14 protein-coding genes are annotated in these 24,256 nt (G+C 34.1%); 6 read left to right on the forward strand and 8 right to left on the reverse strand.

Features of this window, described 5'->3' with window-relative positions:
* Positions 1–8 precede the first annotated feature (8 nt).
* From H6578_05215 to H6578_05235, 5 genes are read right to left on the reverse strand one after another with little or no spacing between them, the layout of a single operon-like run.
* Positions 9–1,076, reverse strand: a complete 1,068-nt coding sequence (locus H6578_05215; GenBank protein ID MCB9226550.1) for an OmpA family protein — start codon at positions 1,074–1,076, stop codon at positions 9–11.
* Positions 1,077–1,119: 43 nt separating this feature from the next.
* Complete coding sequence (locus tag H6578_05220; GenBank protein MCB9226551.1) at positions 1,120–2,022, reverse strand: DUF3341 domain-containing protein; 903 nt, start codon at positions 2,020–2,022, stop codon at positions 1,120–1,122.
* 21 nt (positions 2,023–2,043) lie between these two features.
* Positions 2,044–3,507 carry a polysulfide reductase NrfD gene (nrfD, locus tag H6578_05225; GenBank protein ID MCB9226552.1) on the reverse strand — a complete coding sequence of 488 codons (1,464 nt, stop codon included), beginning with the start codon at positions 3,505–3,507 and terminating at the stop codon, positions 2,044–2,046.
* Between the two features lie 31 nt (positions 3,508–3,538).
* Entirely contained in the window at positions 3,539–6,712 is a 3,174-nt protein-coding gene (locus H6578_05230; GenBank protein MCB9226553.1) for a 4Fe-4S dicluster domain-containing protein, read from the reverse strand.
* A 27-nt stretch (positions 6,713–6,739) separates the two neighbouring features.
* The gene (locus H6578_05235) at positions 6,740–8,146 is read right to left on the reverse strand and encodes a cytochrome c class I (protein MCB9226554.1); all 1,407 of its coding nucleotides are present in this window, start codon (positions 8,144–8,146) and stop codon (positions 6,740–6,742) included.
* Positions 8,147–8,268: 122 nt separating this feature from the next.
* On the opposite strand from H6578_05235, the gene H6578_05240 reads away from it, so the two are divergent.
* Positions 8,269–8,862, forward strand: coding sequence for a hypothetical protein (locus H6578_05240; protein MCB9226555.1), 594 nt, complete (start codon positions 8,269–8,271; stop codon positions 8,860–8,862).
* A gap of 381 nt (positions 8,863–9,243) precedes the next feature.
* Here the strand turns inward: H6578_05240 and H6578_05245 are convergent, their stop codons facing one another.
* From H6578_05245 to H6578_05255, 3 genes are all read right to left on the reverse strand, one after another.
* Positions 9,244–11,532 carry a PKD domain-containing protein gene (locus tag H6578_05245; GenBank protein ID MCB9226556.1) on the reverse strand — a complete coding sequence of 763 codons (2,289 nt, stop codon included), beginning with the start codon at positions 11,530–11,532 and terminating at the stop codon, positions 9,244–9,246.
* Between the two features lie 421 nt (positions 11,533–11,953).
* Positions 11,954–13,039: a PKD domain-containing protein gene (locus tag H6578_05250; protein MCB9226557.1), complete on the reverse strand. Its 1,086-nt coding sequence runs from the start codon at positions 13,037–13,039 to the stop codon at positions 11,954–11,956.
* 286 nt (positions 13,040–13,325) lie between these two features.
* Positions 13,326–13,628: a GIY-YIG nuclease family protein gene (locus H6578_05255; GenBank protein MCB9226558.1), complete on the reverse strand. Its 303-nt coding sequence runs from the start codon at positions 13,626–13,628 to the stop codon at positions 13,326–13,328.
* 289 nt (positions 13,629–13,917) lie between these two features.
* On the opposite strand from H6578_05255, the gene H6578_05260 reads away from it, so the two are divergent.
* The 5 genes from H6578_05260 (at position 13,918) to H6578_05280 (ending at position 24,111) form a co-directional block, all read left to right on the forward strand.
* Positions 13,918–17,577 (forward strand): HAMP domain-containing histidine kinase, encoded by a 3,660-nt coding sequence (locus tag H6578_05260; protein ID MCB9226559.1) that lies wholly within the window; start codon positions 13,918–13,920, stop codon positions 17,575–17,577.
* Positions 17,578–17,581: 4 nt separating this feature from the next.
* Complete coding sequence (locus H6578_05265; GenBank protein MCB9226560.1) at positions 17,582–18,574, forward strand: HAMP domain-containing histidine kinase; 993 nt, start codon at positions 17,582–17,584, stop codon at positions 18,572–18,574.
* 82 nt (positions 18,575–18,656) lie between these two features.
* Entirely contained in the window at positions 18,657–19,355 is a 699-nt protein-coding gene (locus H6578_05270) for a response regulator transcription factor (GenBank protein MCB9226561.1), read from the forward strand.
* Between the two features lie 103 nt (positions 19,356–19,458).
* Complete coding sequence (locus H6578_05275; GenBank protein ID MCB9226562.1) at positions 19,459–21,642, forward strand: metallophosphoesterase; 2,184 nt, start codon at positions 19,459–19,461, stop codon at positions 21,640–21,642.
* A gap of 105 nt (positions 21,643–21,747) precedes the next feature.
* Positions 21,748–24,111 carry a hypothetical protein gene (locus H6578_05280; protein ID MCB9226563.1) on the forward strand — a complete coding sequence of 788 codons (2,364 nt, stop codon included), beginning with the start codon at positions 21,748–21,750 and terminating at the stop codon, positions 24,109–24,111.
* Positions 24,112–24,256 lie beyond the last annotated feature (145 nt).

A 24,256-nucleotide genomic window follows, 5' to 3' on the forward strand; every position in this document is an offset into this window, starting at 1 on the left:
TTTTCGGATTAGTTTACGTTTAAAATTTTAAATGTTGTTCTTCTGTTTTTTTGATGATCTGCACCTGTGCAGTTTTCTCCACAATCAACAGCAGGCTCAGTTACTCCATATCCTTTAGCCATAAGTTGATTGGCTTGTACTCCATGGTCAGTTAAATAAGTAACTACTGAATTTGCTCTATCATTTGAAAGAACCATGTTTTTATCAAAATCACCTCTTGAATCGGCATGAGAGCCTATTTCTACAACTACATTAGGGTTTTTATCAAAAAAGCTAACTAATTGATCTAAAATATATTCAGATTCCGGTCTTAATTGAGCCGAGCCTACATTATAATATATATTAGGTACATCAAATTGAGAACCCGCAGAAACATCTATAGAATCCACTTCTATTTTTGTTAGTGTATTTGTTTCTTTAATTCCTGCTAAACTTTTAATGTAGTGTAGCACTTTCCATCTATCTTCAGGGCTTAACTGAGAATAATATCCTCCCATCATGTTTTTTCCATAAGAAATAGAATAAAATAACTCTCCGTCACTCATGCCCACTATTCTGTTTTCAAATAATGGTGGAATAGAAGTAAAAGGGCCATCACTACCATCAGGTAAAGTAATTACTGTACCGTCAGCTTGTCCTTTTTTGCCATGGCAAACAGCACAATAGATATCATATTTTACTTTCCCTTCAGCTAACACTTTATCGGAACCCATTATAGGATTTTGAAGCATTACAGCTGCTAATTTTCTTTGCTCATTATCCAATTCAGGATGTTCAATAGGATTTTTAAAATAATTTTTAAATAAGTATGCCATTAATTTAGCATCATTATTTACTACTTCTTCGCTATTTGGCAAATATCTTCTTGGTATAGTGCCTGCTATAGGCTCAATGGCACTAATTGAATCATTTGCTGACTGATACTGATATTTTGTACTGGCATAAGCTTCATAAGCATTAGAGTAGTTCATATCGGGCATAAATATTCTTCCCGGAAAATCGCCTTTGCTTTTGCAAGACGAAAAGAAAGATGCCGTAACTACTACCAGTACTAAAAACATGAATTGTTTCTTCATTGTTTTGATTTATTCTTTTATATAATTATAGCTATTGCTATGTTTATTTAATTAATTTTTTCGCTTGACCTATCCAGTCCTCTCTATCTACTCTACCCGGAAAACCAGTTAAGTCTTCTACTGCTTCTTTAGCTTCATGGTCTAAATTAGCAATTTGCTCAAATCTGTATATTCCCAATTCATTTAATCTTCCCTCATATACAGGACCTATTCCTTTAATTATTTTCAAATCATCTTTTTGCCCTGCATCTACCACTCCTACTTTAGATAGCAATAAATTCTTTTTATGTGTTATTTCTTCTTCAGTAAGTTGTTTTTTCTCTACTACCACTTCTTCTACTTTTTTAGTAGCTTTAGGTTTAGGTGCACTACCCAAATAACTATCTATAGATTTTGTTTCTACATCAAAATCAGCAGTATCATCATAAAATTCCTTTGCAGAAACTTCAACAGCTCCACTATTTTTTAATATTGAAACTATTTCACTAACATTTCCTTTGTGTTCGTCATAATCAAAAACCAAAGCAAATCTATCATCAGTTATTCTTTCATCATAAATTCTTGGTTTTGAAAAAGGATTTAAGCCATTTCTTATGCAATAAACACAAACCATTCCTACTGCTGCACAAAGTACGGTAAGCTCAAACGTAATAGGAATAAAAGAAGGTAGTGGCCAATATGGCTTACCACCTATGTTTAATGGATAGTTTGATACAGAAATCCACGTCATTACAGCCAAAGCTATAAAAGTACCTGTAATACCAAACATAAAACCCGTAACATGTAGTCGGGTATCTCTATAACCCAATTCATGTTCTAAACCATGCACAGGAAACGGGGTAAGCGTATCGGTAATTTCAATATGTTTTTTTCTAAAATTACGAACAGCATCAACCAATTTGTCTTCATGGTCAAAAAGTCCTACTATATATTTATCGTTAGCCATTTTTAATGGTTTATTTATTTTTTAATAATTTGTATCAAAAACTCCTTGTTCTGCATATTTAGCTCCATAAGAACCTTGAAATTCTTTCTCCATTTCCGGGTCTTTTGCCAATTCTCTTTTTCTTGCTAAAGCTGAAGAACTACTAAATACTGCTTTTACCTCAGCAATAGCTATTACAGGGAATGCTCTTGCAAACAATAAGAATAATGTCATAAATATGCCTAAAGTACCTACATAAATGGCTACATCTACCCAAGATGGTAAGAAATATAACCAAGATGAAGGCAAGAAATCGTTATGCAATGATGTAACAATAATTACAAAACGCTCAAACCACATACCTATATTTACAAATATTGACAGTATGAAAGTGATAAAAATGTTTCTTCTTATTTTCTTAAACCAATATAACTGAGGAGTAACTACGTTACAAGTCATCATAATGGCATAAGCCCACCAGTATTCTCCTGTTGCTCTATTAAAGAAAGCATATTGCTCATATAAATAACCGGAATACCATGCTATTACTAACTCTGTAATATAAGCCACACCTACTATTGAACCCGTCAATACAATAATTTTATTCATTGACTCTATATGTCCTACGGTAATATAGTCTTCTAATTTTAATACTTTTCGGGTAATAATCATTAGGGTTTCTACCATAGCAAAACCGGAGAATATAGCTCCTGCCACAAAGTATGGAGGGAAAATAGTAGTATGCCATCCCGGTATTACAGATGTAGCAAAGTCAAAAGATACTATGGTATGTACTGAAAGTACTAATGGAGTAGCTAAGCCTGCTAATATTAATGATAAAGACTCAAAACGTTGCCATTGTTTAGCTGTTCCTGTCCATCCAAAACTTAAAGCGTTATATATTGCTTTACGCAATTTTCCTTTTGCTCTATCTCTAATAGTAGCAAAATCGGGCATTAAACCAGAATACCAGAATAATAAAGAAACGGTTAAATACGTAGAGATAGCAAAAACGTCCCATAATAATGGTGAGTTAAAGTTTACCCACAATGGACCTCTGGTGTTTGGATAAGGGAAAATAAAGAATCCCATCCATAAACGCCCCATGTGTATTAAAGGGAATAAACCAGCACATATTACGGCAAAAATAGTCATAGCCTCTGCTGCACGGTTAATACCTGTTCTCCATTTTTGACGGAAAAGTAATAACACCGCAGAAATTAAGGTACCTGCGTGTCCTATACCTACCCACCAAACGAAGTTGGTAATATCCCAAGCCCAGTTAACGGTTTTATTAAGTCCCCAAGTTCCTATTCCTTGCCAAATGGTCCAAGCGATAGCAAAAACACCAATCAAAGCAAAGGTAGCAGAAATAATAAAGCCTATCCACCACGATAAAGGTGGAGCTTTTTCTGTTGTACCTACAATATCATCCGTTATCTTAGTGTAGGTTATATTTTCGCCTTGTATAAGAGGTTCCCTAATGGGTGATTCGTAATGGCTCATATATTTCTTTGTTTCTTAAATTAATTTTTAATTATACTAAATCTTCAGTTTTTTGATTTCTAACCTTAGTTAAATATCTAACTGAAGGTAAGGTATGTATTTCTTCTATCACACCAAATGCTCTTGGGTCTGCCCACACTCCCGATACTATTGATTTTTGATTGTTAGTATCTCCAAATGTTATGGCGTCTGTTCCACAAGCCGCTTGGCATGCTGTTACAATATCATTATCTCTCAATGGTCTATTAGCTTTTTTAGCTTCTAATTTACCTAATTGTATTCTTTGTACACAGAAACTACATTTTTCTATAACTCCTCTACTTCTTACTGTTACATCCGGATTTAATACCATTTTAGCTAATGGAGAATGTAATCCTAATCCTGTTCCATTGTAGCTTACTGCTCCATCATTTCCATCAAAATCGTTGTTCCAAATTCCACCTTCATTGCTGGTAAAACTATCTGCACCTTGGTAATCGTACCAGTTAAATCTTCTTACTTTGTAAGGACAGTTGTTTGCACAATAACGAGTACCTATACATCTATTGTACGTCATTTGATTTAAACCTTCTGTACTGTGGTTTGTAGCCGCCACCGGACAAACGTTTTCGCATGGTGCGTTATCGCAGTGCTGACACAGCATTGGTTGGAAAATAACCTGTGGATTTTCTTCATCTCCGGTATGGTATTTATCTATACGAAGCCAGTTCATGTCGTGAGCTCTTCTCACTTCATTACGCCCTACTATTGGAACGTTATTTTCTACATTACAAGCTACTACACAAGCTCCACAGCCTATACATAGGTTAAGGTCTATACCCATTCCCCAGTGGTGTCCGTTTCTTTGCTCTTCGTAGTGTGCTCCTCCGTAGTCTTTACTACCTTCTATTTCATTAGATTCTACTCCTCCTCCGTATAATGAGTTAGAATATTTCTCCATCCACTCTTTTCTGCCCATCCACTCGCTACCAAAATTAATATCGTTTCCAGCAGCCGGATTTTCTTGCCATTCTGTTAAGGTAGTTTCTTTAACTACTTTTCTTGTTTTTACACCACCTAATCCTTTGTGTGTAATTCCAAATTCTTGCTGAACTATAGCCATTTTATGACCGCCTACGGCTGTAATATCTCCTACTGAGAATACTTCTGCATTAGCGTCTTTTGTTCTATCTAATAAAGCAAAAGCATTTTCACCTCTTTCGTATTCCGGATGTGTAGTTTTTGTTCTACCATATCCATAAGCAAAACCTAAAGCTCCATAAGGCACACCTGCCATTGCCACTACCGGCAATGTTAATTCTTTTCCGCCTACAGTTACTTTAGCTACTTTATATTCTCTATTTTTAGTATTGTGCCATAAGCCTTTTTCCTCAACCCATTTAGGATTAGCCATTAAATAGTTATCCCAAGTCATTCTTGTAATTGGGTCTGCTAATTCTTGCATCCATGGGTTATCTGAAACCGTACCATCTCCTATTTGCGATTTTTCGTAAAGTTTTAACTCTACATCTGATGATTTAGCATTTTTTACTACCGCAGAAGCTGCACTACTTAAGTTTGATGCCGTATATACGGCACTTCCGTTTGAGGTAAATGTTACTTCTCCATCATGTACGGCATTATCCCACAATGCATCAAAGCTTGAGTACATTCTTTGAGCCGGCAATACGTCTGTTTTCCAATTAGCTTGAATAAAATCATAGTAAGAAGTATTATCTCCCGACCATTTTAATAATGATTCTTGAGCTTGTCTTGTTTTAAATAGTGGATGTATTGTTGGCTGAATAGTTGCATAAACACCATCTTTTGGCATTACATCGTCCCAGCTTTCTAAGAAATGATTATCTGGACATACCACATTTGCTACCGCTGTAGTTTCTGTTTGGCGTGTAGAAAAATCTACAAGAGTAGCTTTACTAATATTTGCAGTAAATGCCTCTCCCAAATTATATGCAGGATTTGCATCTAACACTAATACTACGCCTACTTTGCCACCTTTTAAATCTGCTAAAAAAGAATTTAGCTTAGTATCATCTCCTTGTTTGTAGTAAGAAGCTCTATCCCAAGTAATTGTCTTGCCATAGTTGCCCAACATTTCATTGATAGCATTGGTTAACAACTGTACTTCTTTTGAGTTACTTCCAGAAACTACTATAGATTTTCCTCTTGCTGCAACTAAATCTTTAGCTACTTCTTTAAGTTTTGCATTTTCAAATTTACTGGAATCACTTAAAGTTGTATTTCCTGTAGCTGAAGCAACAAGGTTATATAATTTTAATAATGCCAAAGCTTCTTGAGATGGCATTACCGGTATTCTTAAATCTGCGTTTGAGCCTGTAAGAGTAGGAATACTTTCTACTTGAACGTGTCTGCTCATTTTTTTGTTAGTAGCACTTAATTTTCTACCTTTTGCATAATCGGCAGAAAATTCAGTTGGAGAAATCCAAGTGCCTAAAAAATCGGCACCTACGCTTACTATTAAATCGGCATTATCAAAATGATATTCAGGTATTGCTCTTTTACCAAAATTTTCATTATTGGCATCTAATAAACCACTTTCCGAAATAGCATCATACTGTACCCACTCTGCATTAGGGTATGTTGATTGAAATTTAGCTATTACTTTTTTAGTAGAAGGGCTTAAAATTGTACTTGATAATAGTACTATTTCTTGTCCTTTAGATACTGCTTCGCTTAGTTTTTTAGCTACATGGCTATCGGCAGTTTTCCAATCTGTAGATTTGCCGTCTATTAAAGGTTGCTTTATTCTTGCTTTTTCATCATAAAGATTTAACAAAGAAGCATAAGACTTAGCATCTACTCCACCATTAGAAATTTTAGATGATTTATTTCCTTCTAATAAAATTGGTCTTCCTTCTCTTGTTTTTACAAGTACGCTATTATAGTTTCCTCCTTTTGTATAGGTAGAAGCATAATAATTAGGAACACCCGGAGTAATTTCTTCTGGCTTTATAACATAAGGTATAGATTTTCTAACGGGCATTTCGCAAGCCGCTGCAACAGCTGCCGCAGAAACACTAAATCCCAACATCTTTAAAAAGTCTCTTCTTCCTGACTTTTTGGTTGAAATTGTTTCAGCTATACTATTTAAAACGGGTAAATCGGAAACACTATCTTCTGATTTTGTTTCTAAATTATCTCGTTTTTCGTCCAATGATGACCAATATTCTTTATTATTTGACATTTATATCGGAATTAAATTTTATAATTATTAATAGTGACACTTTTGACACTCTGTACCACCTATATCTTCCACAGTAACCTTATCCATTTTTCCGGATTTAAGGTCTTCATGAAATTTTTCATAAACTTGGTAATAGTTATTACCCATATCTACTTCTGTTTCTCTGTGGCAATTGATACACCACCCCATTGATAAAGGTGCGTGCTGTGCTACCACTTCCATTTCTTGAATATTCCCGTGGCATGTTTGGCACTCTACTTTGCCCGCTACTACGTGCTGAGCATGGTTAAAATAAACGTGGTCTGGTAAGTTATGAACTCTAACCCACTCTACCGGTTTATCAAACATATCCATTGCAGCATTTAAGCTGGCATCTAATTCATCTTGATTAACTTCTGCACCGTCATAATCTTGTTTTAGGTATGCCAATAAATCTTCTTTTGCTTTTTTAGCATCTTTATTGTCTCCATAAAAAACGCCATCATTAGGATTAAAACCTATAGCTGCATATATTTTAGCTATCTCTTTTCTTCCGTAAGTAGGGCCTTGTTTTATATTTTTGTGGCAGTTCATACATACATTTACAGACGGTATATTTGAATGTTTGCCTTCTGCTGCTCCTGTATGACAATATTGGCAATCTATTTGAAATTTGCCGGCATGCAAAGCATGTGAATATTTAATAGGCTGTGTAGGCTGGTAGTTTTGCTGGCGACCAAAAGAAATAGCTCCCGATGCCGTAACATACGATAACCACACTACTCCTGCTAAAACTAATACTGTAGCCAATTTTTTACTTCTCCAAAATGGCACTTCTGCTTCAAGTACTTTACCTTCTTTTTGAGCTTTAAGTCTTTTTAAAGTTTCAAATAAACGCCATAAAATAAGGGCTATTAATGCTAATCCTAAAACTAATAAGAAAATAAAGTTTTTAAGTGGAAAAACATAACCCGTACCTTGTGCTCCGTCTGCACCCACAACAGCAGTAGCCGTGGCTGGAGCGTTTTTATCAAAATTATCGGCATAATAAAAGATATTGTCTATATCTTCTGTAGATAATTGAGGGAATAAGCTCATTACAGATTTTCCGTACTCATTATAGATGCTGTTAGCATAAGGATGCCCGGCTTCTAATACAGCAGAATTGTTTTTTACCCATTCGTGAACCCATTCTTCACCGCTTTTACCATTATAATCTCCATTTTCTATCCATCTACCTAAAGCACCTTGCAAGGCAGGTCCCGTCATTTTTTTATCGGGCAAGTGACAACTTTGGCATTGAGATTTAAACAGTTTTTTTCCTGCATCCCACTTTGCTTGGTCTATATCTTGCCCTAAAACGTTCCCGTTAAAGGTTAAAATAATTGAAAATATAAATAGTGTTAAAACACTTAAAATTGAATGTTTATGGGCTTTTAGCCTAATAAATGTCATAGAATTGTCATTTAAAATCTCGGCAAAGTTACTATATGTTTAATAATTATTCCAAGAATGCGTGTCATAAATTGCAAGAAAATTGTTATTTAGAATGAGTATAAATTAACAAGATTTTAACAATGAAATTTTATGAGGCAATTATGCGTTTATTCAATATGAACAAAGCGTTTTTTTATACATTTATCACTTTTTCTTTATTTGTTTCGTCAAAAAGTTTACTTTGCCAAAACACATACACCCAAAATGATGTAATAAATATATACAATATTGATATAGAACTGCTTGAAAAATGTATGCTTGAAGAAACCAACAGAATAAGACACGCCAATGGCTTAAATTATCTGCATGAAGACTCTTTACTTCAAAAAGCTGCTTTATTGCATTCAAGTCAAATGAATAAATACGCATTTTTTAATCATGTAAATCCCAAAATAAAGGAAATAGCCACTGTAGATAAACGGCTACAATATTACAACTATCCTTATAAATCTTATGCTGAGAATATTTTATACACTTATATAGATAAAAATAATCCACCTACCTACAAACAGCTTGCTATCTATGCTATAAAACTGCTTTATAAAAGTAAGGAACATAGAAAAAATATAGTCAATCGTATTTACACTGATATTGGCGTAGGCATAGTTTTAGCTAAAAAATATGATGCTAATTATGTCTATTTTTATCTTACTCAAGATTTTGGGGCAAAATAGCCAAAGTTTTTCCAATGGAGTCAAAGCTTATACCCTGACAGGGTAAGTTTCTATTATTATAAAGATTGCTTCGCTCGTGCCTCGCTCGCAAAGACGTAATCGTGGAGGTTCGTGCTACGAGTTGCAAAGACGTGCTCATGTCCGTTCGTCTTTGCGAACGGAGTGAAGCAATCTATTTGGTGAAAGGACGTGCTTCACCCTGTCAGGTTATTTTTTGGTTTTTGTAGAGATTGCCACAAAAATTACTCCTGCGTCATAATTTTCTCGCAAAGACGTGCTTATATTGGCTTGAGTAAGGTAGATTTCTCCCTACGGTCGAAATGACAAGTAATAAAGAAGCCCACCCTGTATGGTTTTTTGTCCTTTACAGGGTAAAGTGATCTACTCCTTCAATATTTTTATACTATATTCTCCTTGTTTGTCTTTTAGCTGTATGAAATAAATGCCGCTGCTTAGATTACTTAAATCCAGTTGTTCTTTGCTTGGTTTTATCTTGGTTTTCATATATATTTTTCCTTGCAGGTCTATTATTCTTACTTGTAGGCTCTCTACCGTGTTTTGCAGTTCTATGTTTATATAGCTTTGTGCAGGGTTAGGATATACTTTTACTGTGCCTCCATCGCTTAACTGTACTATACCGGTGCCCACTACACTCACTTCTTGGCAGTAGGTGGTATCCCCACAGGTGTTGTAGGCGGTTAGGCATACATTGTAGGTGCCTGTTTGGGCATAGGTGTGTACCGGATTGGTTTGGGTGCTGTTTTGCCCGTCTCCAAATGTCCAATATACGCTGTCTTGGTTTTGTAGGCTTACGCCTGTGCCCGCTATGCTTAGGGTATCTATGTGCAGACCGGCACTTTGTATTTGTGGCGGTGGACATGTTATATTGATGCTTTGGCAAAAACTATCTGTGCCACAGGTGTTTTGTACGGCTATACATACATTGTATATACCGCTTGCCGTATAGTTATGCTGTGGCAGGCTGTCTGTACTGCTTTCCCCATCGCCAAAATACCATATATAACTATCGTATTGCTGTATGTTTACGCTTTGTATTGCTATGCTGTTAGTGCCGGTGGTGTAGGTGTAGCCACTTGCCAGCGGTGGTGGGCAGCCTATGTGTATTTGTTGGCAGTAGGTTTGTGTATCGCAGTAGTTTTGGGCGGTTAGGCATACGGTGTAGGTGCCGGTATCGGGGTACACAATACTTAGGGTAGGCAGGCTATCTGTACTGGTTTGTCCATTGCCAAAGTCCCATAGGTACGTTTCTGCATTTATAGTTGTATTGCTGCTTACTTGGGCGGTATAGCCTATATTTTGGGCTACGGTAAAGGCAGGCTGTACACTATCGCATCTAAAGCATTGGTTTACGCCATATTTGGCTATAAATATATCTCTATTGCTACCACTACCGTGGAGGGGGTTGAGGGTGCTGTCGGGGAAAATTATACTTTGCTGTTGTGTTCCTGTTATATAAATGTTATTATTTGAGCTAAGTTGTAGGCTAAAAGGAGAAACATCTGCTATTACAGTTGCACTATGAGGAATAAAATCAATATCTAATATATTCCCATCTAAATCAAATTTGGCAATAAATAAAGAATGAGCTGACAAAGTTGTTAAAATTGTATCAAATTTAAAAGGACCAGATGGAACTAACCCATATATAATAATTGTATCTTTTGAGCTGTTTAAAGCAAATTTTGCTTCTTCATTACTATAATTACCACTTATGTTTTTATGCCAAAGTATTGTCCCTGAACTATTATATTTAAGTAAAGTGTATTTATTAGTTGCACCTACACCTGCTATTTCGTTAAAAATAGTATCTCCTTGAAATATAGCCCCTTTATTTAATGTTGAACTATAAATACGAGCGTCAAAACAAGAATAAATATTTTGGTCGTTATCAAAATCCATGTCAATTCCTACTGAAGTACTTGGGCTTGTACCAATTACATGTGCCTGTTCAAACCAAATCAAATTAAAATCATTATCAAATTTGGCAAGAATACCGATGGTTCTATCCTGTCCATAGTCGGGAGTAACACCACAAAATGTATGTATAGCACTATCTATTCCTCCTGTTAAATAAACATTATTTTGATTATCTATCTTTAAACTTAGTATTGAAATTAAACCAGTTTGTGGCGATAAGTGCTTACTATCCAAATAATTGCCATTACTATCTAATTTTAATAAATGAAAACCTTGTTCCAGATAATGTCCATCTATATAGGCACTATCGCTACCTGCCAAGCCAATTAAATTACCATCGGCATCTTCTTGCAGTAGTCCTCCGGGTTGGGCTATTGTTAGTCTTTTATCATACAATTTATAGCTTAACAGATTACCGTCTAAATCATATCTTGCCAAGGCTCTCCCCACAAATCCCCATTGCAGATTAGCTATTACAGAATCACTCATATAGCAGGGGTAATTTTGCTGGGTATTTGTTACACCATTTACATATACATACTTATCCGTAGGTAAAATATTCCATATAGCTCCGCCATCGGCACTACCCCATTTATTTGCCCACTCTTCATTGCCATCGCAATCAAATTTAGCTATAAATCCGTTTGTGGTATTGCGTGTATTGTTAGCCAAAAGAGGTACATCCATATGTACGTTTTGTATATCTATACTGTTATAAAATCTTCCTACCATATAGCTGTTACCCCATTTATCTACTCTAAAATCTACTATATTGTCTTTGTCTTGGGTATTAGGGCCTTGCTGCCCCCCCTCCTATGCTGTGCATCCACTGCCAGTGGGCGGTGTTGGTTTGGGCGTGGGTGCATAGGGTGCTTAATATTAGTAGTGCGGTTATATGTAGTATGTTTTTCATGGTTTCTGTTTTTTATTGTTGGTTGTTAGCCTTTGGCTTTGGGCTTTTAGCTTTTAGTCTTTGGCTGTTGGCTTTTAGCTGTTGGCTGTTTTAATTATATTTTTTTATTCTCTCGCAAAGACGCTAAGTCGCAATGTTTTGGTTGGTGGTCAGTAGTCATTGGTCATTGGTCAAAAGTTATTGGTTATGTGTTTTTAATTATATTTTTTTATTCTCTCTCAAAGACGCTAAGTCGCAATGTCATTGGCTTAGGGCTTTGGTAGTTTTCATTTTTATCTTATTCTTTTTTAATTTTAGTTTTACTTCGGAACTACTAACACAGCAACTTGGCATCCCTTCTTTTTCTCTACATATTTCACAATATACGCATATTTTATTTATTTTTTTTCCTTTTCCTAAATTTAATCTGTTGCTTTTTTCTTCTAATTGCTCATATTCCCCTTTTTCTTTTTTATACCAACTGTACTTTACCCCTGCTGTATATGGTACTTCCAGTTTTGTTCTCCCACTGTCTATTTCTTTTATTAGTTGTATATCTGCTTTAGATTTTTCCATTAATTTTATAACGGCACTTAGCTCCCTTTTACAATTATATGTATCGCTTATTGACACGCTATATTCCCCATCTTCTCTTATACTTACTGTTGGAGTTGTATCGCCTGTACTCCACAAGTAATGAACAGGAGTGCTAACATGTGCAGCATCTGCACCTATGTCTTTTGCTATTCTTAGAATTACTTCTGCTCCCATGCAGGCATTGGAATCGCTTACTATTTTCTGGTGTAAATTATCTCCATTTATTTCTAAGATGTCTTCTACAAAACCAGTACACCCATATTTATCTGTAACCATTAATGATATTATAATATTGCGTGGCATACCTACCGCCCCATTAAAGGGGTAATCTCTTATGGGGTTTTGCAATAAACTACTACTACCATCTCCATAATCCCAATACCAACTTATTATATCGCCTGTGCTTTGGCTGGTAAAGTGTACGGGCGTTCCCTCGCATACGGGGTTGGGACTATAGGTATATTGTGCCGTAGCTTTTTGAGGAACACTTATTTTCTTTGTACTGTCTGCCACTTTTACTTCATAGTTTCCTTGTGCTAATATTATGCCTGCATTTGGATATATACCTTCATATACTTTTTTCTGTGAACTATCATATATCTTGCAAGGTATTTTATCTTGATTTAAGTATGTAATGTGGGTCGTTAGCGTATTTGCCTCTGTACATTTATAGTTTACTTCAAATTGTTCTTGAGCCGGTAATCGGCTTGCTATTAGTAATATTAATATTAGTAAGATAGGTTTGGTCATTGTTGTTTATTTGTGGACTACACAAGCATAAAGATATATTGTTTTTTAATTAATTCAAAATAGTTTAGGTAGTTTGTGTTAATAATTGGTTTTACATTTTGTCAATGGTTTATACTAAACATAATCTTTAGTTTGCTTCGCTCGTACCTCACTCGCAAGGACGTGCATTGGTTTTATTCGTGCTACGACTTGGAAGAACGAACTTGGAGTCGTGGCACGAATACGGTATTTGCAAAGACGTGCTCATATCGGTTCGTCTTTGCGAACGGAGTGAAGCAATCTGTTTTCAGTTATAATCTTCTATTTTACTTGATAAATCTTCCCATTGGGGATTCAATGAAACGATTAATGCTATTTTCTTTTTTCTTGATCCTGCCTTAATTTGTTTTTCTCTATAAATAGCTTCTTCAATGGATGTAAAAGACTCAAAATAAACTAACTTAAATAACTTATAGCGAGCGGTAAAACTACTGGGAAACAATATTAACTTATGTTCATTTATCCTATTCCATAAATTAGACGTTACTCCAACATACAATGTAGTATTATTCTTATTTGTCATTATATAAATATATCCACCTCTTTCCATTTATCATTTTTTCACTAAGATAACAATAAAGATTGCTTCGCTCGTGCCTCACTCGCAAAGACGTGCATTGGTTTTATTCGTCTGCCTTATTGGTAAACAAGTCCGCAGGATAACGTTCTGATGGTTTTACATTACATTTCAAAGTAAGGTAGATTTCTCCCTTTGGTTGAAATAACAGCAGGGGAAGTAAACTCGGAGTCGTGGTACGAATACGGTAACGTGCTTGTGTGTGGTTCTAAATAGTTTTTTAGTGGTAAAACACCAAATTGTTATATCTTTAATTTTCTAAATGAAAAATAAAGGTCTATACATATTATCTTTTTTGTTTTTTTGCATCTTTATAGCCGGCACTTTTTATAATGCTTTCTATTCTAAAGAAAAATTTTTTAGCAAGGAGCTTACTTATTCCGAAAATGTTTTAAGCGATTTTCAAGATGATTTTGAACAGGTATTGCAAGATTCTGCTCTCTTAAACCAACTTATAGAAAATGATATAAGCAAAAGCAATTTAAACTTCCTTTATGATAAACCCTACGAAATATATGTTTACAACTCTAATAACTTAACATTTTGGTCTAGCAACGCCTATGCCCTTTCTTTTAATAAAGAACTGCTAAATACAGAAGGCTTATTTGTTGAAGGGAAAAATGGATATTTTGTAGGCATAAAACAAAGTTATAAAGAGCATGATATTATAGCTTTACAACTTATAAAATCTAAGTTTGAAATAGTAAATGCTTATTTAACTAACGATTTTTCTCCTTACTATAAATTAAGCGATAAAGCTCAAATAATGGCTCCATTTGCCAAAACAGGAACGCCTGTAAAAAACAAAAATGGCGATACCATATTTAAACTAAGTGATGACACTAACGCCACTCATTATCTTAATAAAATTGACATTGTAGGATATTTAAGTTTACTGTTTTTAATGCTTTTTACACTCACTATAGTTAGAGCTGTTTCTAAAAATTATGGTTTCTCCCCTTCTTTAACCTTACACTTTATTTTATCTATACTATTTGTGCTTTTAGTACACTTTGTGCCTTATACCTTTAAAAATACTTTGCTGTTTAGTCCAGAAATTTATGCTTCGCAATACTTAGGTCATTCCTTAGGTATTTTGTTAATGATTATAATTGCCTTATGTACTTTCTTTCTCTATTTTTCGGTTTATTATTTTTTAAAGAAAATATCACTTAATAAAATACAGTTTGTTTGTTTTAGCATCATACTTATTACACTTATTTTATGCTATGGTTTTCTAATTAAGAGTTTAGTTATTAATTCTATTATTTCTTTTAATGTAATAAGCCTTACACTTACCAATATTTACTCTGCTATCTGTATATTTATTCTTGTACTTGGAGGTATTAGCTTGTTTTTAACTATTTCGGTATGGGTTAATCAGTTATACAACTATTTCCACAAAAAATCTATTTTCTATATTATCCCTACCCTACTTTTGTGCTTCTTAATATTTATTTTATTTAAACAAGATTTTAAAACAACACTTGTATATAGTGCTACTTTATTGGCGTTAATGTTGTTAAATTTTGCTCTTATACATTACGATAAGTACAGAAAACCTCTAAACTATATGATGCTATACATCATAACGCTTTCCCTTTTGCTTTCGTCATTAATAAATATATATAATCAGCAAGACGAAAATGACAAGCAGGCTGCATTAGCTATTAAATATAGCGAAAAAAGAGATTTACTTACTGAATATAAATTTGGAGTAGTCAAAAGTGAAATTGTTGAAGATCCTTATGTAATTAAATTCTTCACTTCGCCTTTTGTATCCAAAAAGGAATTGTACCAGCGTTTAGATTTCTTGTATTTTGGCGGATATTTAAGCAAGTATAATATAGAAACTTACGAGTTTAATAATGAAGGCAAAGGAATTAAAACTTCTGACACACTTAATATTGACTTTTATAAAAATAAACTTTCAGATGCCGAACAAACCGGTACGGAAAACATGTATCTACTTCCCAAAAAAAATGGGAAAAATGTTTACATTTCTTTACTGCCAATATACGTAGAAGGCAACAAAAAAGGAACTTTAATTATTGAGTTTACACCCAAAACCTACACTAAAGAAAATCTGTATCCCGAACTTTTAATAGAAGAAAATATTAACCTTGAAGCCCGATATGAAATTAAAGAAAACTATGAATACGCTGTTTATAATAACAATTATCTAATTTCTCAATCGGGAGAGTTTCCTTTTCCATACTTTTTAGGTACGCTACTTAAAGACAATGAAAACCCCAAAGAAAATGTAATAGTAAAAGATAATTACTGGCTTAATATTTTTCAAATAGACGACAACACAAAAGTAGTTATCAGCTCGCAAAAAAATAGCTTTTTAAAACAGTTTTCTTATTTCAGCTACTTTTTTATAATTATAATTTTGATGGCACTTTTAGCCGTTTTGGGACTAATAGCACTCAACTTTATTTTTAATTTTTTGCCTAAAAAACCACTGCGTTTTAGTCTTAAAAACAGAATTATAATTACCATTTTTTTAATAACCATTTCATCGTTTTTCTTAATTGGAATTGTAACGGTAAGTTATTTTAATGAGTCCTACAAAAATGATTACACCGAAGATTTAATTAGGAAACAAAAATCGGTACTGTCTTCTATAGCCTACTTAAACGACCAATTTAATATTACTTCGTACAATAATATTCCCTCCGGATTTAGTAACGATATTGCTTCATTAGCCAAAAACCAAGGTATAGATGTTAATATTTTTAGCAGTCAAGGCAAAGTGCTTATCAGTTCGCAACCGGGAATATTTAGCAACGGAATTATTTCTAAATATATAAACCCAATAGCTTATTTCAATTTATCTACTTTAAATTCAGAAAGATTTATACAAGAAGAAAGTATAGGAAAGTTGAAATTTCAGTCAATATATGTACCTATTAGAGATAAAGAAGGAAACTTGTTGGCATTTTTAAACATCCCTTATTTTGCTCAAGTTAAAGCCTTAAAAAAAGATATAACAGACTTAACTATTGCCCTAATTAATCTATATATTTTCCTTTTAATTATTTCTATAATTATTACTTATTTAATAGCCAATTCTGTTACCAGCCCTTTAGCTAAAATAAGCGAAGACCTACGCCAAGTGAGTTTAAGCAAAAAAAATAAAGCCATAGTTTGGAACAATCCTAATGACGAAATAGGTGCTTTAGTGGCAGAGTATAACAAAATGATAAAGGAAATAGAACGCAGTGCTAAAGCTTTGGCAAAATCGGAAAGAGAAACAGCGTGGAGAGAAATGGCTAAACAGATAGCCCACGAAATAAAAAACCCGCTTACACCTATGAAATTGAGCATACAGCACTTGCAGAGAGCCATAGACTCTAATGACGAACGTGTGCCAGAGCTAACCAAAAAAGTAAGTAATACCATTATATCGCAAATAGACACTTTAAGCGATATAGCTACGGCTTTTTCTAACTTTGCCAAAATGCCTACGGCACACAAAAACAAAATAAACTTAACGCTTAAAATACAAAATGTGGTTAATTTATTTAATGAAGAAGATAAGCAAACCATTATATTTAACCCCACTATTAAAGAAGCATTTATTTTGGCAGATAAAAACCAAATAATAGGTGTTTTTAATAACTTAGTTAAAAATGCTATGCAAGCCACTGAAGATATAGACAAGCCCACAATAGAAATAACACTAAGCGAAGAAGATGAGGATTATCTTGTACAAGTTAAAGACAATGGTTGTGGTATTGCCAATGACAAAAAGAATAAAGTATTTGTTCCTAATTTTACTACTAAATCAAGCGGTACGGGACTGGGCTTAGCCATAAGCAAACAGATTATAGAAAACAACAATGGCAAAATTTGGTTTGAAAGTACCGAAAATGTTGGAACTTCGTTTTACGTTAGCATACCTAAACTAAGCTAAAAATATGTTTAAAGACAAAGACAATACTAAATATCTACTATTTTACCTTATCATTATCTATGTATTTGCCTTTGTTTTTTGGTGGAGCTATTTATTATATACCAAAACAGCCCAGCATTACTCCGATTTAGTAAATCTTAAAAGCATACAGTACGAGCAAAACACCAATAAAGAAATAAAAGATTATTTTCTTACAGAAGATTTTAAAAACCTTGATGCACATTTTAAACGCCAAAAAACAATGATTATAACCGAAGGTTCTGTCTTTATTATTGTTTTACTTTTTGGCATAGTTAAAATATATAAATCATTTCAGCAAGAAATAAAATTAGCTCTTCAACAAAAAAACTTCCTGCTTTCTATTACGCACGAGCTGAAATCGCCACTGGCAAGTATAAAACTAATGAATGAAACCGTAAAAAATAGGGACTTGCCTAAACCCAAACAAAACGAACTTTTAGAGGCTTCTTTGCAAGAAGTAAACCGGCTGAGCAATTTAGTAGAAAACATACTTTTAGCCGCAAAAATTGAAAACAACACCCTTGGTTTTAATAAAAACAAGCTAAATCTAAGTCATATAATTAAAGACATAACCACCACTTACAAACATAGAGAAGACGTAGAAATAAATGAAGATGTACAAGAAGAAGTTTTTATAAATGGAGATATGCTTAGCTTAAATTCTATAATTATAAATTTAATAGACAATGCCATAAAATATAGCAACAAGCCAATAGTAGATATAACGCTACAAAAGAACACTAAACAGAAAATAGAGCTAAAAATAGCCGATAACGGCAAAGGCATATCGGACAGCGAAAAACATAAAATTTTTGATAAATTTTATAGAGTAGGAAATGAAGATACCCGAAGTACAAAAGGTACGGGTTTAGGTTTATATTTAGTGAGCCAATTGGTTAAATTTCATAATGGAAAAATAAGCGTAAAAGACAATAAACCGACAGGTAGTATCTTTATTGTTGAATTTTATGACTAATTCATGACAATGAATGTGAAATTTTTAACATTTCTTTACGTAAATAATATATACTATTCAATAACAAATAAAAATTGCAGCCATGTTAACTCCCAGAATATTATTAGCAGAAGATGAAAAAACACTACGTGACGGCATAAAACTTAACCTTGAAATAGAAGGCTACGAAGTAGAAGAAGCCATTAATGGCAAAATAGCCTTAGATAAATTTGGAAGCCAGCGTTTTAATTTAGTTATATTAGACGTAATGATGCCGGAAGTAAATGGCTTTGACGTATGCGAAAAAATAAGATTAACAGACCAAGAAACGCCCATTTTGTTTTTAACCGCAAAAGATACCGGCAAAGATAAAATAGAAGGGTTAAAACTGGGTGCAGACGACTATTTAACCAAACCTTTTAATCTTGAAGAACTACTTTTAAGAACCAAAGTTTTAATAAAACACAGTTTTAAAGGGACCGAAAATGAGCTAACTATAAACAGCTACACTTTTGGGGGAAATAAAATAAACTTTAGCACTTTTGAAGCTAAAACACACCAAGGAGAAACTATTAATTTAACAAAAAAGGAAAGTGCCCTTTTAAAACTCCTAATTGACAGGCAAAATCAAGTAGTTTCAAGAGAGCAAATACTACAATATGTTTGGGGTTATGATGTATATCCTTCTACAAGAACAATAGATAATTTTATTCTTTCTTTTAGAAAATACTTTGAAAAAGATGCCAAAAATCCACAGCATTTTCATAGTGTAAGAGGCGTAGGATATAAATTTATTGCTTAAAACTTTAACATCAAAAGTTAAAAATAAGGTAATTATATGTTAGAATAAGATAAAATAGTAACAATTACTTAACTTTGGCTTTCACTTTTTTTAATGTAAGTCAATGCGGTTTATTATTTCTATCTTTTTGGTATTTATTTGCTCACATCTTTTTTCACAACTAAACAGGTATCCATACATACAAAGCACCACGCAAACCAGTACCATTATAGCGTGGAAAACTGATAACACCGTAATTGGCAGAGTAAAATATGGTTTAAATCCTAACAATTTAGACAATAGTATTTTAGAAAGTGGAGCATCAAAACATCATGCTATTACGCTAACAGGCTTACAAAAAGACACTAAATATTACTACCAAATTCTTACAGGAAATACGGTTTTAGCAGAAGAATATTTCAATACGGCAAAAGACAGCACTGACCAAAATTTTTCTTTTATACAATATGGCGATTGTGGTTTTAACTCTACTGCACAGCACGAAATAGGTGCATTAATGGAAGCAGATAGTGCAGAGTTTGCCGTAGTGTGTGGAGATGTTGACCAAGGCGGTGTACCACACGTTACGCCCGGCAGTGGTGGCGATAATTATGACGATATATTTTTTGATGTTTATAACAATGGTACTACCACAAAAATGTTATCAAGAGAATGCCACTACACCGCCATAGGAAACCACGATACTTATGCCGATAACGGAGCAACTTATGTGGCAGAGTTTCATTTACCACATAATAATGCAGAAAACTCAGAAAGATATTATTCATTTACGTGGGGCGATGCAAAATTTATAGCCTTAGATGTAATAACCCCTTACGACCCGACTACCGTTCCTATTAATCAACTACCTATAGACCAAAGATATTGGACAGATTTTAGACCCGGCTCGCCTCAATATCAGTTTTTAGAAGATGAGCTAAAATGCAATGACAAAAAGTGGGTTTTTGTCTATTTTCACGAAGGACCGTGGACTAATTATTGGGGAGCAGATTACTATTTACCCAATTCTTTAGGTGGCGATTATTATCAATTTGAAGGCAATTTAATGGTTCGCCAATATTTAGTGCCTTTATTTGAGCAATACGGTGTGGATTTTGTTTTAGTAGGTCATTCTCATTTGTACGAACAAGCCTATAAAAATGGTGTGTGGTATATAACTTCCGGTGGAGCCGGAGACGTAGCGGGAAACTCGCAAAATGCAAGTAACCCCGAAATACTAAAATCTATAATAGATAATATGTACGTAAAATATTATGTAGATAGCAATACCGTTAGATATGATGTAATAAATGATGAGAATAATATTATTGACACTTTTAGCTTAACAAAAACTTATGTAGATTACAAAGTTACTCCGGTAGCTACTAACCCAACATGTGCCGGTGGCAATGACGGTACTGCTACACTAAACATACAAGGACCAAAACCACCTTACACCGTTGAGTGGTTTGATGGCACAACAGGAAACACAAAAAACAACCTAAGTGCAGGCACTTATTATGCTTATGTAAAAAATGCTTACGGATGCGAAAAAGTTACTTCTGTTACTATAAACCCTACCGCACCTTATAACGCTTCTATTTTAAGCTATCCTAATAATTATGCTTACTGCGAAAACGATAGCGTATTACTTTATGCCGATGGGAATTATACTAATTTCATTTGGAGTAATGGACAAACTACAGATTCTATTTATGTGAGTACTTCCGGTGCTATTAGTTTAACCGCCACCGACACAAACAACTGTGTAGTAACTTCATTGCCTATACAAATAAGTGAAGCTACTTTGCCTGTGGCAAATATTGTTTTTGCGAATAATGATTCTGTTTACAACTTTTTATGCCCGGATGTAAATGCTACTACTTATTATTGGGATTTTAATGACGGAAATTATGACACTACTTCTACTAATTTAGCCACCCACACTTTTGAAGCCAATGGTATTTACAATGTAACTTTAACAGCCGAAAATGACTGTGGCACGTCAACTTTCACTAAAGAAGTAGAAATAAATTATTACATCTCTTCCGTTAGAGATTTATACGTTAATAATGCTTTAAACATTGCACCAAACCCTATGAAAGATTATGCCGATGTTAGTGTAACGGGCTTAGGCAATAATTTAAAAGTAGAAATTTACAACATTATAGGCGAATTGGTTTACCATAAAGAATTTGATAACAATCAATTTAAAATATACAAAAATGAATTAGGCATTGGTACTTATTTTATAAAAGTAATGAATGATAAAAAACAGTTTGCCTACACTAAAATAATGGTAAACTAAGTTCTTGACACTAATGTAATAAATCCATTATTCGGACTTTATTACGCAAAATCTGGACTTTCACATATTTGATAAATTCTATTTTTGTAGCTTAAAAACAATCTTATGATAAAAAAATACCTTTATTTCATTATCCCTTTTTTAATTATAGCTAATATTAGCTTTGCTCAAACCCAAATTGTTAACTTAGGTTTTGAGCAGTGGGATAATGCCGGATCATCAGACCAAGAACCCGTAGGCTGGAGTTCTTTTAGAACAGCAGGAGGCTCTTATGCCGGTTTTGTAAATAATCAAAAAATAGAAAGATCTACCGATAAAAGACCCGGTTCTTCAGGTACGTATTCTACAAGAATATGGGCTACAAGTGCTTTTGGTGGCGTTATAGCTAATGGAACTATGACCACAGGGCAAATTCAGGCAGGTGGCACTTCCGCTTCCTCTTCAGCAAATCATAACAAAACTATTAGAAGCAATGCTTCTTTTAATCAACCTTTTACCGGGTATCCGGACAGTTTGGTAATATGGGCAAAATCTAATCTTTCTAACTCTTCTGAGCAAGCAAGAATAGCGGCTACTATTCATGACAATTATGATTATAGAGATCCGGAAACATCTGATGCTAATGCTCCTGCCCACGTAGTAGGTAAAGCAAATTATAATTTTAATACCGGTGGAAGCTGGCAAAGAATTTCTATCCCTTTTGATTACAACTATCCGGCTACAAATGCTCTGTATATTTTAATAACTATCACTACCAACAAAACACCTGGTGGAGGTGCTGCAAATGATGAAGTTTTTGTAGATGATTTGCAATTTATTTATAATCCTGTAGTAACGGTTTCGCCTTCAGCAAATCAAACTATTGTAGAAAACCAAGCAGGAACAACACTAAACGTTTCAGAAAATTTTACACCTACAGCAAGAGAATGGAAATATTCTACTACTTCGGGAAGTGGATATACTTCTTTCTCTACGCCTCAAACAGGAGCGTCATATACGCCTTTATTTGCCAATGCGGGTATTTATTATGTAGTTTGCGAATCTAATAATGGAAGTACGATAACTCGTTCTAATCAAGTTAAAATTACGGTAAATCCATTTACAAATAATATTGCACCTACTGCTACGCAAACAGTATTTCAAAATCAAGCAGGCATAGCTTTAACCGTAAGCGAATCTCCATCAGCAACATCAAGAGAATGGAAATACAGCACTACACAGGGTGGTCCGTATCAATCTTTTGCCACTGCCGAAACAGGCATGAGCTATACGCCACTATTTTTTGCTATTGATACTTATTATATTGTCTGCGAATCTAAAATAGGAACAGCGACAACCGTCTCTAATGAAGTGCAAATAAACGTATTGCAAAGTTCTACACCTTCTATTTCAATAACTCCTTCGGGAAGCCAAACAATAGAAGTAAATAATGACGGAGCTATGCTAACCGCCAATGAAACCATAACGCCCACAGCAAGAGAATGGAAATATAGTACTACACAAGGTGGAGCATACCAATCTTTTTCGCCAACTGAAAACGGAAGTAACTATACACCAAATTTTAGTACTGCCGGCACATACTATATTATTTGCGAAAGCACTATGAGTGGCACAGTTTATACTTCTAACGAAGTAGAAATTACGGTAATGGATATTGGGGTAACAATTACACCAGATTCTACTCAGCATTTAATTGAATACATACCCGGTGATACACTTTTTGCTATAGAAAGTCAGCCTGCCGACTCAAGAGAATGGAAATTTAACAGACAATTAGGTGCTCCTTTCCAGAGTTTTGCCACACCACAAACAGACACTTATTTGGTGCCTACTTTTGAAGATGCAGGATGGTACTATGTTATATGCGAATCTACATTTAACGGCATAACCAAAACCAGTAATATGGTTATTTTCATTGTAGAAAATGGTCCGGAATTAAAAATAACACCTTTTGCTGCTCAAACAATAGAACAAGAAGAAAACGGCAATACATTAACTGCAAATGCGGGAACTTTTACTATAGAAAGCCTTGAGTGGAAATACAACACTACTGCCACAGGAACATTTAACAGTTTTAGCACTCCGGAAACAAATAATACCTACACACCTCTTTTTGCTGATACGGGCGTATATTATATTCAATGCGAAGCTATAATAATGGGCACAACTTTTACAAGCAACCAAGTGAAAGTAACCGTAACGGAAAAAAATTCTGTAGGAATAATAGATATGCGAAATACCGATTTTAAAGTTTATGCTACTGATAATAATATTATTGTAGATTTAAGCCGTAAAGATTTTAGCAATTCAACATTTGAGTTATACAATCTTCAAGGTCAAAAAATAATAACACAACAACTTGCAGGAAACAGTATAAATAGTATAAAAACTAATAACAATTTAGGCTATTATTTTTATAGTATTACCCACAAACAAGATTTTTACAGAGGAAAACTGTTTTTGAAATAAAAGACAATAATACCGATTAGGAATATATAATAGTCCAATTTCGGCTTCGCCTTATTGTACTAAATATATTGCTCTATCGGCATTTACCATTGTAAAACACAAAATAGATTAGACTATTTTGTGTTAACAATTGGTATAACACACA

The sequence above is a fragment of the Chitinophagales bacterium genome, assembly GCA_020635995.1.
In the GTDB taxonomy this organism is placed as follows: Bacteria; Bacteroidota; Bacteroidia; order Chitinophagales; family UBA8649; genus JAFMKE01.

Bases quoted from the DNA above. Each gene is read 5' to 3' on its own strand.
- H6578_05275 (MCB9226562.1), top strand. From the start codon at position 19,459: ATGCGGTTTATTATTTCTATCTTTTTGGTATTTATTTGCTCACATCTT.
- H6578_05255 (MCB9226558.1), bottom strand. From the start codon at position 13,628: ATGGAAAGAGGTGGATATATTTATATAATGACAAATAAGAATAATACT.
- H6578_05220 (MCB9226551.1), bottom strand. From the start codon at position 2,022: ATGGCTAACGATAAATATATAGTAGGACTTTTTGACCATGAAGACAAA.
- H6578_05250 (MCB9226557.1), bottom strand. From the start codon at position 13,039: ATGACCAAACCTATCTTACTAATATTAATATTACTAATAGCAAGCCGA.
- H6578_05280 (MCB9226563.1), top strand. From the start codon at position 21,748: ATGATAAAAAAATACCTTTATTTCATTATCCCTTTTTTAATTATAGCT.
- H6578_05240 (MCB9226555.1), top strand. From the start codon at position 8,269: ATGAAATTTTATGAGGCAATTATGCGTTTATTCAATATGAACAAAGCG.
- H6578_05235 (MCB9226554.1), bottom strand. From the start codon at position 8,146: ATGACATTTATTAGGCTAAAAGCCCATAAACATTCAATTTTAAGTGTT.
- H6578_05265 (MCB9226560.1), top strand. From the start codon at position 17,582: ATGTTTAAAGACAAAGACAATACTAAATATCTACTATTTTACCTTATC.
- nrfD (MCB9226552.1), bottom strand. From the start codon at position 3,507: ATGAGCCATTACGAATCACCCATTAGGGAACCTCTTATACAAGGCGAA.
- H6578_05270 (MCB9226561.1), top strand. From the start codon at position 18,657: ATGTTAACTCCCAGAATATTATTAGCAGAAGATGAAAAAACACTACGT.
- H6578_05230 (MCB9226553.1), bottom strand. From the start codon at position 6,712: ATGTCAAATAATAAAGAATATTGGTCATCATTGGACGAAAAACGAGAT.
- H6578_05215 (MCB9226550.1), bottom strand. From the start codon at position 1,076: ATGAAGAAACAATTCATGTTTTTAGTACTGGTAGTAGTTACGGCATCT.
- H6578_05260 (MCB9226559.1), top strand. From the start codon at position 13,918: ATGAAAAATAAAGGTCTATACATATTATCTTTTTTGTTTTTTTGCATC.
- H6578_05245 (MCB9226556.1), bottom strand. From the start codon at position 11,532: ATGGTAGGAAGATTTTATAACAGTATAGATATACAAAACGTACATATG.